We start from the raw sequence: 14,711 nt of genomic DNA on the forward strand, positions 1-14,711 counted from the left end.
TCCTTATGGGTGTTACATCGAACTCGCAAGCGGGAATCCGCCAGCGTCTTGCTCGCGGCGTTTCATGGCCGCAATTTCTTTGGTCAGTGCGTAGGTGCCATAGAACTCGGCTTCTTCCGGCGTGCTGGCGTTCTGGCCGGCCGCGATCGTCTGGTCAATCTGCGTCCACAATGCGAATCGGCCTTCCGGCGTTTCCGGCGGTGTCCAACGTGTTGGCATTTCGACCGAAGACGCGTTGACCACTTCGCTCGGCGCTTCGGCGACACGCTCGAAGCACTGCACGTCCTGGACATCGGCTATGTCGAATCGGCGCTCGATTGCATCGCGGGAGAACTCGCCGAAGCCCGGAATCGTGATGACGTTGGGCGTTTCGACCGTCAGTGCGGGTGCGCCTCGGCGCTCGGCCTCGACCTCATCAAACTTGGTTTCGAGGCGCTTGGCCCGCGCGTCGGCCCGCTTCTCGCGCGCCTGCTCGACAAACGACATCGGCATGTAGTGCCGCTCGTTCGCGCCAAACTCGGCATCGCAGATAAACCGGCCGTCCAGGTCATAGACCCACACGCGGGATGCGTCGTGAATGTCAAATGCGACTTGCACGCGGTCGCCGTGGAACTCTTCGAGTGCCGCGCTGAAATACCGGTTGTTAAGCAGGTTGATTTCGCCGCGTGCGACGCTGCGCTCCATGCGCGGGCGGAATACGCTACGCGCCTCGGCCTCGGTCAGCGTGTGCGGTTCCCATCCCGCGAGACGATGCTTTTCATATGCCTCGTTCGGCGACATATGGCGCTTCTTGCCCGTCAGAGGATCATTGACCTTCGGCAACGAACGATGCGCGCGCGCGTTGTACTCGTTGACCAGCTCCATGCAGAACTGGACGAACTGTTCCCAACCGATCAAGGGCATAGCGCCGCCGTTCTTCACGGCAGCGCGCGTCACCTTGAAATTGGCGAGCCGCGACTCCCGGTCCATTTCCTTACCGACATAGCTCGGCAGTCGCTGCGCCCCTTGAATCCAGATCGTCTGGTGGGAACGCTCGATCACGCCCTTGGCCTGGCTGTTGTAGGGCAGCGAATGCGTAACCTCGAATCCGAGCAGACCTTGCAGGCCAGTGCCTTCGCGCTTGAGCAGTTCATTGCTGTAGCCCGAGCCGTTGTCGACGTAGAACACGGCAGGCGTGCCTCGATTCACCGCAGCGTGGCTGATCGCTTCCAGCACCACGAGGCTCGATTCGGCCAGCCCGATCGAAAACCCGACCAACATGCGCGTTGCGATGTCGATAATCGACGTGATCTCGGGGCGGAAGGGACGGCCATGCAGCGGATGCTGTACTTCAGCGTCGAACGTATGGCCGTCCGCCGACCAGACATCATTGGGTCGCAACTGGTCGAACGTGCGGCGCACGAACGGACGGATGTTCTTCAGCTCACGCGGCCCCATCCGACCGACTTCGCGCGACACGCTGCCAAGCTTGCCGAGGAACCGGCGCACCTGGTGAATCGTCGGGAACGCCCATTCATTTCCGCGTCCTGCGTAGGCGCGCTCGAATTCGCGATAGGCCAGCTCGACGGACGGCTTCTGCGGCAGTTGGTAGAAGCCGAGAAACGCCTTGGCCCATACCGGCGCCTCAAACTCCTTGCGGGGCAGCTTCGGCGCGAGCGTGCCGGCCTTGGCTTGGCCTAGGTAGCGTTTCAGCGTGCGAATCGACGGGAACCCGTCACCTTTCCGGCCGCGCTCGTCGCGCGCCGCGCGCAACATCATGATCAGGTGGTCATCGAGCGTGCCGGCCTTCGCTTGCGTGAGCAGCGTCGTCATCGCCGTTTCGCGAGAGACATGACATTGCAGCATCAGGCGATCTAGAGTCGTCAGAATCCCGCGCCTCGCGTCTTCTCTCAGGCGCTGCTCGTCTGTAACGACCAAGTCGAGCTGCGTCGGTGCAGGTTTTGCTTCCTTGTCGAGCTTCGAATCCGTCTTGCCGATGATTACGTTGGCAGCACGGTTGCGGATCTCATCCTGGGCAGCGGTCGGCAAGCTGTTAAACGCGAATTCGCGACCACCGCCGCGACCGATGCGCCGCCGCGCGCTCCACTGCTCAGAACGGGCGCGCTGATTGATTCCCTGCATTGTTCCCGGCAGCGAACGCAGTCCCATTGCCGCCAGTTCGGCCGCTGCGTAATGCGTCTTCACGATCGGCGTGGTCATTCGCCGACCTCCGTATCAAATTGCAGCTCGGGCGCGCGGTCTTTCACGACGTTCGCACGGTGATAAGCAGCTTGGGAGATCGCGGTGGAGAGGGCTTCGATGGCTTGTGACTGCTCGACGCCGGCCGTGTAGTACCGGCAAAGCACCGCAGCTGCTTCAGCAAAAGCTGTTTGAAGGCCCGAGATGTCGGAGACCTTCGGACGACGGCCTGTAGGAATGTCGATCACAACGCGGCGACCGTCTGTAACGCATAGGTACTCGCTCACGTAACGCGCACCGCAGAACTCCTCGAACTGCATTACCCGATTCAGTGGCATCGACAGGTCGGCAAGCCAACGGTAATAAGTCTTGACTTCGACGCCCATCAAATCAGCCATGACTTTGGCCGGCCGGCGATGAGCGTCGGCTATCGCAGTGCAGCGTTCGACCGCCTCGCGCAAGCTGGTTGCGGGGCGGAATTTCCGATTGGGTTTTCTCATGATGTGGTCTCGTGCATCGAGAATTTCGCAGGTGGCGCGTTGGCCGCTGCCAGCCTACGATTCAACCCATCGCCGGTGAGGTGGGATCGGTCCGAACGGAATGACCTCGTGCCAAAACCCGCGTAAAATTTCGTGTTTTGTAGCGGCTCGGCCAGATGTCTTCGGGCTTGCACCCGATCGCGTCAGCGATCAGCTTCTCGCCGTTCGGGTACGACGTGCGTAAAGCATTTCGCAACGTACCGGGCGCGTAGCCGTGCTCGATCGACAATGCCCGTAGCGACCAGCCTGCCTTTTTTACGGCTGCGATGATGTCCGCCTGGTGCCAATCGGAGCTTTGATCATTCCGATTGGATGTAATGGCGGTCTTTTTTTGGGCTACTTCATGCGTCATGACGTACTCCATTAGGTTCGTCATGACGTAATTAAACCCGAACGGAACATGAAAGGCAATCCTTTCGGGTTGATTTCCTAGTTCCGCTCGGAGTGACTTACCCCGAATGGATGGTAAGTCTAATGAAATCAATGAGATATCGGCATGATGAAAAGCAACACTGCGCTGACGGCTCCGCTTTCTACTTCCGTTCGGGAAGTAGAAACGTTCAACACTGCCATCGGCGAGCGTCTGCGTTACATCCGAACGGAAATATTCAGCGCTTCAGTCGCCGACATGGCGTCTGCTTTCGAGGTCGGGACGAGCACGATTCAGAGGTATGAGAGCGGCGAGCGCACGCCAGATTCGTTGTTCCTGGCCCGAGTGGCAGAGCGAAGCGCGACCGAGCTATCGTGGATGCTCTACGGCGTCGGTTCCGCGCATGCTATCCATAGCGGCGCCAGCGAACACGACGCCAGGCAAACGATCCTTGAGGTTCCAACGATCACGGACACACTCGGAAAGCCTGTTGATATCGGCGACTTTGTGTTCATACCCCGATATCGCGTCAAGGCTGCCGCAGGTGCCGGCCAGAACATCACGGATGAAGCCCCAACGCACTCGATGGCGTTTCGGCGCTACTGGATCGAAAACTACCTGCACGCCAATCCCGCCGACCTGTCGGTTCTCTCGGTCAAAGGCGACTCTCAACAGGGCGTTTTGAACGATCGGGACGTGATCCTGATCGACCGAAGCCAAACGTCAGGCATGGCAGGGCTCTACGTGCTCCGGATCGACGGCGAGATCATCGTTAAGACGCTGCAACGCTTGCCAGAGGGGGTGCTAGAGGTCACCAGCGCCAACCCTGCGTACAAGCCTTTCACTGTGAACATGTTCAAGCCGCCGTCAGACTTCGCGATCATCGGTCGAGTAGTGTGGTTTGGTCGGCAGGTTTAAGCTATTGATTAAAATGAAAAAAATACTCGTAATCGCAGCTTTGGCAGCGCTCGGCGCATGTGACAAAAATCCGGCACCGGCCCAAGAGATTGATCGGCCAGCGCCTCCAAACTTCGTCGCGGAGGGAAACGCCCCGGCACCGTCGGTAGCCGTTGATTTTATTAAGAAATATTCAGCGGTTGTGCAGGCTGCGATCGACCGGACCCCCTACAACGAAGGCGATCCTAATGCTCAAATGCGTATAGCTCAGTCCCTGTTCAAGGCCGACAGTGAGCACCTGCAACGGTGGATGGATACAGGAGTCGCTTTGTTTGATGCCGCCCACGATCAGACGTGCAAGATTTTTGTTATCTCTCTGTATAACGCGTGGAAGGAAGCCTATCCGCTGAACGGCCCACCCATCGCGGCCGATCTCGAAGGCAAGAAAAAGACGCTTGCGTTTGCGGATAGCCAGAGAACGTTCTGCCTCCATCACACGACGCTGCCCATCTGGGGAACTTGAGCGCAGATCAGCCTATTCAGGTGTCAAAAATCGCGCGAAATCTGCCTACTTTGGCATATTTTTTTGCAAAATTTTAGGCTCGACTCGCCCCAGTGTGAAAGCGCCGCCGCCTTATTCGGCGGCGCTTTCAGCGCTTTTCACGTTTTTGCGCTCCTGTGTCAAAACTAGCACCACCCCATAAGATCATCGGCGCCATGTCTGTCCTTTCTTCACCGCTCTGACCGTCGACGGGTTGACGTCGACTCAATGGTTAGTCAGGATTATTGCGATTTTGTAGGACGGCGGTCCCAACCTCGGAGGGAGACTGCTATGTCGAGCAGCGATGTGGAGATGCCAGATGGGCCGGTTACTCTGCCGTTCCCGTCGGACGGGAAATCCGGTGACGATCGGTGGGGCCATGTGCCGTGGTCGTACAAATCGACCCCAGCCCTGATTCGGGATTTAATCGGGCACCCACCTCGGACTGCGAAAGTGGGCGACGTTGTAACGCAAGAGATTGTTCCCGGTCCAGTGACAGTGGTAGTTCGAGACGACGGCCGCATTGGCGATATCTGGATTGAGACGCCTTTGCCCGATAGGTAAGATTAGATCGAAGCCCGCTGAGCGAAAGCCAGCGGGCTTTTTTACTTGCTCGGCGTTTAATAAGTACCGCTAACACAAGTCATCCACGAATCTGGAGCAGATGACGGCGGCAGCCAGGACAAGCAGAGCGGCATGAATATCGAGACGCCGCTCGAAGCGAATTCGAAGCTTGCCGAATCCGGCGAACCAGGCATGTGTGCGCTCGACGACCCAACGATGCTGTCCCAGCCGTTCGCTACTTTCGATACCACGCCGGGCGATACGGGCCTTGATGCCGCGCTGTTTCAGATAACGTCGACAACGCGCAAAGTCATACCCTTTGTCAGCGTGCAGTTTGGTCGGCCGCTTGCGCGGCTGACCATTCAGGCCAGCCACGGCAGGGATGGCATCCAGCGTGGACTCGAATGCCATCGAATCGTGACGGTTGGCTGCCGTGATCGTGACCGCCAGCGGGATGCCGCGTGCATCTACGACGATGTGTCGTTTCGATCCGAGCTTGCCGCGGTCCGTCGGGTTGGGGCCGGTTTCCTGGCCCCCCGGGGGCTGGAGACGCTGGCTCCATCGAGGCTGGCGCGCTCCCAATCGATCTGGTCATGCTCACGCAGCCGGCGCAGCATCGCCAGATGCAGCCGATGCCACACCCCGGCCGCTTGCCAGTCTCGCAGACGTCGCCAGCACGTCATGCCGCTGCCAAAACCCAGCTCTTGCGGAAGGTCTTCCCACGGGATGCCAGTTTGCAGCACATAGAGGATGCCGTTGAGTGCAGCTCGGTCATCGACCGTGCGCCGCCGTCCGCCCTTGGGCGATGGGGTGAATTCCGGAATCAGCGGTTCCAGCGCCACCCACAACTCGTTGCTGATTTTGCGTCTTGCCATATCGCAGACGATACGACTTCTGCTGCCTCATGTCTAGGTTGTGTTAGCGGTTCTAAGTCACATCCGATTTCCTACAGTGCGTCTATTTCCTTGGCGATCTTGGCGACGGTTGCGCCGATAAATTTTCCTAGCTCCTCTCCATTTTTGGCGGGGTCTGTAAACCATCGATCACCGGTGGCTGGTGCGACTAAACCGGATGCGAGTGCTGCTTTTACGAGTTCGACGGCTTGCTCTGTTGCTCGTGCTGTGGTCATTAATGCTCTCCTGTCTGTGCTCATTGATCGAGTGTCCGCAACCGCGTTCTGCGTTTGCGACCATGCAGATATTGCGATAATTGAGTGTCCGGAGTCAATGTTGCGGATTTATCTCTATCGTTTCATTATTTGATTCGAATTCCCTGTATTGATTTGAGTGTTTCATTATTCGAATCAAATCGCAGATATTACAAAATTAAGAAATCTGCTGCACTAGCGAAAATGTTGCCAATATCTCGCCCGGCCCCGCCTGATAGCCTATTCGACGATTCGAACTGGCTTCGCCCATCACGCCGACCCACGGCGTCGCCGAGGGGGTGTCCGCCACGTTCCTCGCTGACGGCGAGCCGCTGTGATGATCTAGCGGAACCTGCTCAGGTCAAGCGGCTTTAAAACCGAATCCAGTCAGCGATCGTCTGGTTCGCATGCCGTAACGACTCAACGCGTTGTCGATGGACGAAAGCCCCTTCAATGCATGTGTCGGCAATCCCCGCCTGCCAGCATCCATAACCACTGCGCTCCAACCCGGAATGGAATCAATCGAGCGCCCGCCCGAAAATCCGGATCACCTCATCGAGATGCGCGGCCATCGCATGACGCGCTGCGCCGGCATCGCGCGCGCGGATCGCGTCGAGGATCGCGCGATGCTCGAGTTCCGAGCGGTGCGGCATGTCGTTCGACATGTACAGCGACTGCAGGCGCCGGAACATCGGGTCGTATTTGTGCGCGAGCAGCTGCCGGATCATCAGCGCATAGGCCGGGTTCTCGCTCGCCTCGGCGATGCGGATATGGAACAGCCGGTCGCCCGGGTGCGTGAGCGAGCCGCTGCGGTTGTCCTGCTGGTTGCGCAGGAACGCCGCCTCGATCGCCTCGATCTGCGCGGCCGAACCCTGCGTCGCGGCAAGTGCCGCGGTTTCCGGTTCGATCAGCCGGCGTGCCTGCAGCAGCGCGAACGGCGGAATCTCGGTGTCGAGATCGAGCGCGATGCCGAGTTCGGGATCGACCTCGACGCTGCCGAGCGGCGCCAGTTTCGTTTCCTCGACTGGCGCCGGCGTCAGGACGGGCGCGGCGTTCGCTTCCGGATACCGCACCTTCACGCCGTCGCCGACGCGCACGCTCACGCGCCCGCGCACCTCCAGCGCGATCAGCGCCTCGCGCACCGAGGTGCGCGACACGCCGAACTGCTCGGCCAGTTCGCGTTCGGGCGGCAGATAGCTGCCCGGCGGGAAATCGCCGGCCTCGATCAGGGCGCCGAGCTTGTCGGCGATTTCCTGGTAGAGGCGGCGGTTCCGGATCGGCTCGATAGGCATACCTGGCCCCTCACGGATCGATTGCGGTTTGGCAGGTCAGGCGAGCCCGGCGAATCCGGAAATTGCACGGGATGCCTGCGTCTATTTTTTTAGCCATGCCGGCACGGGCGCGTCGGCCGGGCTGCCGCCGGGCGCGCCCGTGCCGGGCCGGTCAGTCGTAGAGCGCCGCGGCGATCTTCGGATCGTCGATATTGCTCTTGTCGTACCAGTAGAAACCGGTGTCGATCACCTTCGGCAGCTTCTCGCCCTTGATCGCCTTCACGGCGGCCTCGACGGTCTTGTAGCCGATGCCGACCGGATTCTGCGTGATCGCGCCGGCCATCAGCCCGCTGCGGATCGCGTCCTTCTGCTGCTTGCCGGAGTCGTAGCCGACGATCACGACCTTGCGCTTCATCTCGCGCACGCCGTTGACCACGCCGATCGCCGAGCCTTCGTTGGTGCCGAACAGGCCCTTGAGCTTCGGATACGCCTGCAGGATCGACTTCGTCACCTCGGTCGACTTCAGCTGGTCGCCTTCGCCGTACTGCACCGTCACGATCTGCACCTTCGGATGGGCCGCCTTCATCCGGTCAAGGAAGCCGTCGCGCCGGTCGATGCCGGTGCGGCTGGTCTGGTCGTGCGCGACCACGGCCACTTGCCCCTCGTCGCCGATCAGCGCGGCGAGCTTGTCGGCGGCCAGCGCGGCGGCGGCCTTGTTGTTGGTCGCGGCGGTGGTCACCGGGATGTCGCTGTCCACGCCCGAATCGAACGCGATCACGGGGATCTTCTCGGCCTGCGCCTTCTTCAGCAGCGGCAGCGCGGCCTTGCTGTCGAGCGCGGCGAAGCCGAGCGCGGCCGGTTTCTTGGCGATCGCGGCCGACAGCATGTCGATCTGCTTGTCGACCATGGCCTCGGTCTCGGGGCCTTCGAACGTCACCTTCACCTTGTAGTCCTTGGCGGCCTGCATCGCGCCGGACTTCACGGCCTGCCAGAACTGATGCTGGAAGCCCTTCGAGATCAGCGGAATATAGGTTTCCTGCGCCTGCGCGCCGGCCGTGAGGCCGACCGCGAACGCCATCCCGACGACTGCATTCAACAGCTTGCTCCTGATCACTTCGCGTCTCCTTTTTTGTATCGAGTGGGATGCCGGCCGGAACCGGCGGTGAAGCGCATGCCCGCGCGCGTCAGCGGCGCCGCCGGCGCAGGATGTCGACATAGACGGCGAGGATGATGATCACGCCGGTCACGACGGTCTGCCACTCCTGCGCCACCGACATGATGCGCAGGCCGTTGGTCAGCACGCTCATGATGAACGCGCCGATGATGGTGCCGAGGATGCTGCCGGCGCCGCCCGACAGCGAGGTGCCGCCGATCACCACGGCGGCGATCGCGTCGAGTTCGTAGCCTTGCCCGAGCGCGGGCTGCGCCGAGTTCAGGCGCGACGCGATCAGGAGCCCGGCGATCCCGCACACGGCGCCGCTGAACGTGTAGACGGCGATCTTCCAGGCGTCGACGTTGACGCCGGACAGCCGCAGCGCTTCCTCGTTGCTGCCGAGCGCGAACGTGTAGCGGCCGAACAGCGTGCGGTTCAGCACGATCGACGCGCCGATCGCGACCAGGAACAGGATCAGCACGGCGTTCGGAATCGGCAGCGCCGGCACCAGGTTGCCGATCAGCGAATCCTGCGCGATCGCGGTGAAGCCGGGCGTGTCGTTGAAGTAGATCGGACGCGTGCCGGAGATCACCAGCGACAGGCCCTTGAGCAGCATCATCATGCCGAGCGTCGCGATGAACGGCGGCACCTTCATCTTCGCGATCACGAAGCCCGACACGCAGCCCGACAGCGCGCCGAACAGCAGCGCGGCCACGATCCCGAGCGGTAGCGGCATGCCCCAGTTGGTCAGCACCACGCCGGCCATCACGGCGCAGAACGTCATCAGCGTGCCGACCGACAGATCGATGCCCGAGGTGATGATCACGTAGGTACAGGCCACCGCGAGCACACCGTTCACGGCGGTGGCCTGCAGGATCGACACGAGGTTGTCGATGTCCAGAAAATTGGACGAGGCGATGCTGAAGAACACGATCAGCAGCACCAGGCTCGCGAACGCGAGCAGCTTCTGGCGCGCCGCGGGGTTGAAGAAGCGGGCCTTCAGGCCCGGTGCGCCGGCCGGCGCGTCGCCGGAGGCGAGGGGAGGGACGGGATGCGTATCGTTGGACATGGTGGGGTATGCGTCTGGATCAGGACAGGACGGTCGACTCGCGTTGCGTCGCGAGCTGCATGATCTTTTCCTGCGTGGCCTCGGCCGCGCTCAGTTCGCCCGTGACGCGCCCTTCGCACATCACGAGAATGCGGTGGCTCATGCGCAGCACCTCGGGCAGCTCGGACGAGATCATCACGATGGCCTTGCCGGCGGCGGCGAGCGCGTCGAGCAGCTTGTAGATCTCGCTCTTGGCGCCGATGTCGATGCCGCGCGTCGGCTCGTCGAAAAACAGGATGTCGCAATCGCGCAGCAGCCATTTCGCGATCACGATCTTCTGCTGGTTGCCGCCCGACAGCAGCCGCGCGGGCTGCGTGACCGAAGGCGTGCGGATTGCCAGTTGCCGCACGTAGCCTTGCGCGGTGTCGCGCATCTTGCGTCCGTCGAGGAACAGGCCGCGGCGCAGGAAGCGGCGCATGCTCGACAGCGCGATGTTGTTCTGCACGTCCATGCCGACCGCGAGCCCGAAGTGCTTGCGATCCTCGGACAGGTAGCCGATGCCGTGCGCGACCGCGTCGGCCGGCGTGCGGATCGTCACGCTGCGGCCATGCACGCGGATCTCGCCGGCATCGACGCGGTCCGCGCCGAACACCGCGCGCGCCACTTCGGTGCGGCCCGCGCCCATCAGCCCCGCGAAGCCGAGGATCTCGCCACGCCGCAGCGTGAAGCCGACGTCGCGGATCGCGCGGCCGCGCGACAGGCCGCGCACCTCGAGCGCGACCTCGTTGGCCGAAGTGTCGGGCGGCGTGCGCGAGCCGGCCTCGAGCTGGCGGCCGACCATCATCGCGATGATCGCGTCCATCGAAGTCTCGGCCATCGGCACGGTGGCCACGTATTTGCCGTCGCGCATCACGGTCACGCGGTCGGCGATCTGGCGCAGCTCGTCCATCTTGTGCGAGATGTAGACGATGCCCACGCCGTTCGCGAGCAGGTCGCGGATGATGCGGAACAGCTCGGCGATCTCGGCGTTGTTGAGCGCGGCGGTCGGCTCGTCCATGATCAGCACGCGCGAGTCGAACGACAGCGCCTTCGCGATCTCGACCATCTGCTGCTTCGCGACCGTGAGCTGGCCCACCGGCGTGCGCGGATCGAGGTCGAGCCGCATCCGCGCGAAGATCGCGGCCGCGTCGCGGTTGAGCCGTTCCTCGTCGACGAACAGGCCGAAACGCCCGCGCGGCTCGCGGCCGATGAAGATGTTCTGCGCGACGCTGAGGTGGTTCATCAGGTTCAGTTCCTGATGGATGATGCCGATGCCGAGCGCCTGCGCGGTGCGCGGATCGGTGATCTCCACCGGCTGGCCGTCCATCCGGATCTCGCCGCCGTCCCTCTGGTAGACGCCGGCCAGGATCTTCATCAGCGTCGACTTGCCGGCGCCGTTCTCGCCCATCAGCGCATGGACTTCGCCGGCGCGCAGGTCGAATTGGCAGTCGTCGAGCGCCAGCACGCCGGGAAAGCGCTTGCTGATGCCGCTCAGCGCGATCAGCGGCGCGCGTGCGGCGGCCGGGTTGGGGGGCGGGGCAGCTTGCATGGGTTCGGGGCTCCGCGGCATTCAGCTGATCGCGCGATCGAGATGCGTGTAACCGCCGTCGACGAACAGCCACTGACCGGTGGTGTGCGAGGCGCACGCCGACAGCAGGAACACGGCCGTGTCGGCGATTTCCCCGGCCGTCGTGAAGCGCCGGCCGAGCGGCACCTTGCCGGCGATGTCGGCGAGCTTCGCCTCGGGATCGTCGAAGCCGGCGATCCAGTCGCGATAGAGCGGCGTCATCACTTCGGCCGGGATTACCGCGTTCACGCGCACGCCGTCGTCGCGCAATGCGACGGCCCATTCGCGCGTCAGCGCGAGCTGCGCGCCCTTCGACGCGCAGTAGCCGCTGGTATTGCCCTGACCGGTGACGGCCGTCTTCGATGAAATATTGACGATCGCGCCGCGCGCCGCCTTCAGATGCGGCACGCAGTGGTGCGCCATCACGTAGTAATGGATCAGGTTGCGTTCGAGCGAGGCGACGAACGCGTCGCGCCCGGCGTCGAGCCCGATGCTGTCGTTGATGCCGGCGTTGTTGACGAGGCCGTCAAGGCGGCCGAAGCGGGCTACCGCCTCAGCCACCGCCTCGCGGCATTGCGCATCGTCCTGCAGTTCGACGGGAAAGCAGGCGGCGCGCGGCTGCTGCTGCGTGAGGTCGCGCCAGAACGCGTCGTCCGGCGCGTGGCGCGCGAACACCACGGGAATCGCGCCTTCGCCGGCCAGCCGCATCGAAATCGCCGCGCCGATGCCCGACGCGCCGCCCGTCACGATCACGACCTTGTCTTGCAGATTCAAATCCACTTCGCGTCTCCGTCGTTCGTCTTGTTTTTTCGATTCGACCGGGATTCGGCGGCCCGGTTGTCAGCCCGATCGTCAGCCGCGGAACCGGTACTGTTCGAGCGACTCGGGTTTCATCTCGATCGAGAAGCCGGGCGCCGTCGGCGGGAAATAGGCCGCGTCGCGCACCACGCACGGCTCGACGAAATGCTCGTGCAGGTGATCGACGTATTCGATCACGCGGCCCTCGCGCGTGCCGGCGACGCAGACGTAATCGATCATCGACAGATGCTGCACGTACTCGCACAGCCCCACGCCGCCCGCATGCGGACACACCGGCAGGCCGTACTTCGCCGCCAGCAGCATCACCGCCAGGATCTCGTTCACACCGCCCAGCCGGCACGCGTCGATCTGCACCACGTCGATCGCCCCGCGCATGATGAACTGCTTGAACAGCACGCGGTTCTGGCACATCTCGCCGGTGGCCACCTGCACCGGGCCGATCGCCTCGCGGATCTTGCGATGGCCTTCCACGTCGTCGGGGCTGGTCGGCTCCTCGATGAACCACGGTTTGGCGAACGCCAGCTCGCGCACCCAGTCGATCGCCTCGCTGACTTCCCACACCTGGTTCGCATCGATCATCAGCTGGCGATCGGGGCCGAGCACCTCGCGCGCGATCGTCACGCGGCGGATGTCGTCCTCGAGGTTCGCGCCCACCTTCAGCTTCACGTGGTTGAAGCCGGCGTCCACCGCTTCCTGGCAGAGCCGGCGCAGCTTGTCGTCGCCGTAGCCGAGCCAGCCGGCCGAGGTCGTGTAGCACGGGTAGCCTTCGCGTTCGAGCGTGGCGATCCGTTCGGCCTTGCCCGGCGCCTGGCGCTGCAGCAGCGCGAGCGCCTCGTCGCGCGTGAGGCCGTCGCTGAGGTAGCGGAAATCGATGCAGCGGACCAGCTGCTCGGGCGTCATGTCGGCCACGAGGCGCCAGAGCGGCTTGCCTTCGGCCTTGGCCCAGAGGTCCCAGGCGGCGTTGACCACGGCGCCGGTGGCGAGGTGGATGGCGCCCTTGTCGGGGCCGATCCAGCGCAGCTGGCTGTCGGAGGTGAGGTGGCGCCAGAAGCGGCCCATGTCCTCGCGGATCCAGTCGAGGTCGAGGCCGACCACGAGATGGCGCATCGCCTCGATGGCGGCGCAGCAGATCTCGTTGCCGCGGCCGATCGTGAAGGTCAGGCCGTGGCCGGCGAGGCCGTCGTGATCGGTGTCGAGGATCACGTAGGCGGCCGAGTAGTCGGGATCGGGGTTCATCGCGTCGGAGCCGTCGAGCCGTTGCGAGGTCGGGAAGCGCACGTCGAGGACGCGCATCGAGCGGATGATCGGCATGACTAATTATCTGTGAAAGGGAATCAGGCCTGCACGGTGCGCGCGTGGATGGCTGGGGTATCCGGCGCCCGAATTGGTACAAAGGACAAAAGGTCCATCCAATGATAGAGAGCGCTCCAGCGTTTGTCACGAAAAGTGGACGCAGGGTTTTCCAGAGCGCACGACGGCGCGAGCGGTCACGTCGTGGACATCAAGCGGGCGGTAGACACGACGGCTTCACGGCAGCAAGGGCAGGGCGCGGCCCGCCGTGCTTGCGAAAATCGTGCCAACCAGCGTAAAATCGCGGATGCTTTTCGGAGCGCTCGTCGCTCCATGGTCCCAAGGTGCCCAGTTGTTCCCACATTCCATGCCAGGGGCCATGAGTCATAACGGAAAGGTGGTTGACGTTGGTGATTGTCCTGCCGCCGTGCGGGTTCCGATTCGTCAGCCACACCAAGAATTCAGAAGCGGGTCTAGTTGTAGACGGCGCCAGTCGGAAGATTGGCGCCGTTTTTGTTTGCCGTGCCCCAATCGCTCATGGCGTTTCGTTCGAAAACCTAAACATGTTGTGCCGCAAGCACTCGATCGATAAACAGGTGTGTCAGCCGAAGTAAACTTGATCTCGCGCAAGCTAGCTGGAAATAAACCAAAGTCTCCGCGCGTCTGGCCGTTATCCTTCAATCGACAGCTGACTTGCCTCGGCTGCCTTGAGTTTGAGCCCGCTTCGTCGACATCGAGGCGGGCTTTTTTGTGCGCAAAAAATGGCGGACGCCCCGCCAGCCCGCGCCGGACCCCGACCGATCAATGCGTCTCGCCGACGACCTCCGGCTGCGTTCCCGGGCCGGGCAGCAGTTCGATATCGCGGGGATCGAGCGGTTCGCCGCACTCCGAGCAGACCATGACCGGCCGCAGCAACTTGCCACAATGCGTGTGGCGCAGCAGGACCGGTGGCCCGGCGCCTTCGTCCTTCCAGCGGTCGCCCCAGGCCGTCAGCGCCAGCAGCACCGGGTACAGGTCGCGCCCCTTGTCCGAAAGCCGGTATTCATGGCGCGGCGGCCGCTCTTGATATTGGCGCCGGACAAACACCCCTTCCTCCACGAGCCGCGCGAGCCGGTCGGCGAGCACATGACGTGTCAGCCCCAATTGCGCCTGGAACGCATCGAAGCGGCGCACGCCATAAAACGCGTTGCGCAGGATCAGCATGGTCCAGCGATCGCCGAGCACGGCCAGCGTGCGCGCGATCGAGCAGGGGAACTCGCCCACGTCGTCCCATTTCATTGGTAGCCCT

At 62.8% G+C, this 14,711-nt stretch carries 14 protein-coding genes; 2 read left to right on the forward strand and 12 right to left on the reverse strand.

From position 1 onward, the window contains the following. Positions 1-12 precede the first annotated feature (12 nt). From BpN12_RS23420 to BpN12_RS23430, 3 genes are all read right to left on the reverse strand, one after another. On the reverse strand, positions 13-2,199 hold the full coding sequence (locus BpN12_RS23420) for a Mu transposase C-terminal domain-containing protein (protein ID WP_246797798.1): 2,187 nt from the start codon (positions 2,197-2,199) through the stop codon (positions 13-15). After that, positions 2,196-2,678: a hypothetical protein gene (locus BpN12_RS23425; protein WP_246797799.1), complete on the reverse strand. Its 483-nt coding sequence runs from the start codon at positions 2,676-2,678 to the stop codon at positions 2,196-2,198. Before BpN12_RS23425 ends, BpN12_RS23420 begins: the two co-directional genes overlap by 4 nt. Positions 2,679-2,739: 61 nt before the next feature. Then, the gene (locus tag BpN12_RS23430; RefSeq protein ID WP_246797800.1) at positions 2,740-3,069 is read right to left on the reverse strand and encodes a helix-turn-helix domain-containing protein; all 330 of its coding nucleotides are present in this window, start codon (positions 3,067-3,069) and stop codon (positions 2,740-2,742) included. Positions 3,070-3,213: 144 nt separating this feature from the next. Between BpN12_RS23430 and BpN12_RS23435 the strand changes: the two genes are divergently transcribed. Further along, complete coding sequence (locus BpN12_RS23435; RefSeq protein ID WP_246797801.1) at positions 3,214-4,005, forward strand: XRE family transcriptional regulator; 792 nt, start codon at positions 3,214-3,216, stop codon at positions 4,003-4,005. A 13-nt stretch (positions 4,006-4,018) separates the two neighbouring features. Next, positions 4,019-4,507 carry a hypothetical protein gene (locus BpN12_RS23440; protein ID WP_246797802.1) on the forward strand — a complete coding sequence of 163 codons (489 nt, stop codon included), beginning with the start codon at positions 4,019-4,021 and terminating at the stop codon, positions 4,505-4,507. A 651-nt stretch (positions 4,508-5,158) separates the two neighbouring features. Here BpN12_RS23440 and BpN12_RS23445 read toward each other — a convergent pair. The 9 genes from BpN12_RS23445 to BpN12_RS23485 form a co-directional block, all read right to left on the reverse strand. Beyond that, positions 5,159-5,964 (reverse strand): IS5 family transposase gene (locus tag BpN12_RS23445; RefSeq protein ID WP_246797803.1). Its coding sequence is split into 2 segments (ribosomal slippage): positions 5,159-5,634 and positions 5,634-5,964, totalling 807 coding nucleotides; the frame shifts between segments, so codons are not numbered across the junction. Positions 5,965-6,035: 71 nt separating this feature from the next. After that, positions 6,036-6,218, reverse strand: a complete 183-nt coding sequence (locus BpN12_RS23450; RefSeq protein WP_246797804.1) for a hypothetical protein — start codon at positions 6,216-6,218, stop codon at positions 6,036-6,038. A gap of 536 nt (positions 6,219-6,754) precedes the next feature. Beyond that, the gene (locus BpN12_RS23455) at positions 6,755-7,528 is read right to left on the reverse strand and encodes a FadR/GntR family transcriptional regulator (RefSeq protein ID WP_246797805.1); all 774 of its coding nucleotides are present in this window, start codon (positions 7,526-7,528) and stop codon (positions 6,755-6,757) included. 151 nt (positions 7,529-7,679) lie between these two features. Next, the gene (locus BpN12_RS23460) at positions 7,680-8,621 is read right to left on the reverse strand and encodes an ABC transporter substrate-binding protein (protein WP_246797806.1); all 942 of its coding nucleotides are present in this window, start codon (positions 8,619-8,621) and stop codon (positions 7,680-7,682) included. Positions 8,622-8,691: 70 nt separating this feature from the next. Further along, positions 8,692-9,729: an ABC transporter permease gene (locus BpN12_RS23465; protein WP_246797807.1), complete on the reverse strand. Its 1,038-nt coding sequence runs from the start codon at positions 9,727-9,729 to the stop codon at positions 8,692-8,694. Between the two features lie 19 nt (positions 9,730-9,748). Then, positions 9,749-11,296: a sugar ABC transporter ATP-binding protein gene (locus BpN12_RS23470; RefSeq protein ID WP_246797808.1), complete on the reverse strand. Its 1,548-nt coding sequence runs from the start codon at positions 11,294-11,296 to the stop codon at positions 9,749-9,751. Positions 11,297-11,317: 21 nt separating this feature from the next. After that, the gene (locus BpN12_RS23475; protein WP_246797809.1) at positions 11,318-12,094 is read right to left on the reverse strand and encodes an SDR family oxidoreductase; all 777 of its coding nucleotides are present in this window, start codon (positions 12,092-12,094) and stop codon (positions 11,318-11,320) included. Between the two features lie 72 nt (positions 12,095-12,166). Further along, positions 12,167-13,444, reverse strand: coding sequence for an L-fuconate dehydratase (locus BpN12_RS23480; RefSeq protein WP_246797810.1), 1,278 nt, complete (start codon positions 13,442-13,444; stop codon positions 12,167-12,169). A 780-nt stretch (positions 13,445-14,224) separates the two neighbouring features. Continuing rightward, the gene (locus BpN12_RS23485; RefSeq protein ID WP_246797811.1) at positions 14,225-14,701 is read right to left on the reverse strand and encodes a winged helix-turn-helix transcriptional regulator; all 477 of its coding nucleotides are present in this window, start codon (positions 14,699-14,701) and stop codon (positions 14,225-14,227) included. Between the last annotated feature and the right edge of the window lie 10 nt (positions 14,702-14,711).

It is taken from the genome of Burkholderia perseverans, assembly GCF_022870505.1.
Taxonomy (GTDB): domain Bacteria; phylum Pseudomonadota; class Gammaproteobacteria; order Burkholderiales; family Burkholderiaceae; genus Burkholderia; species Burkholderia plantarii.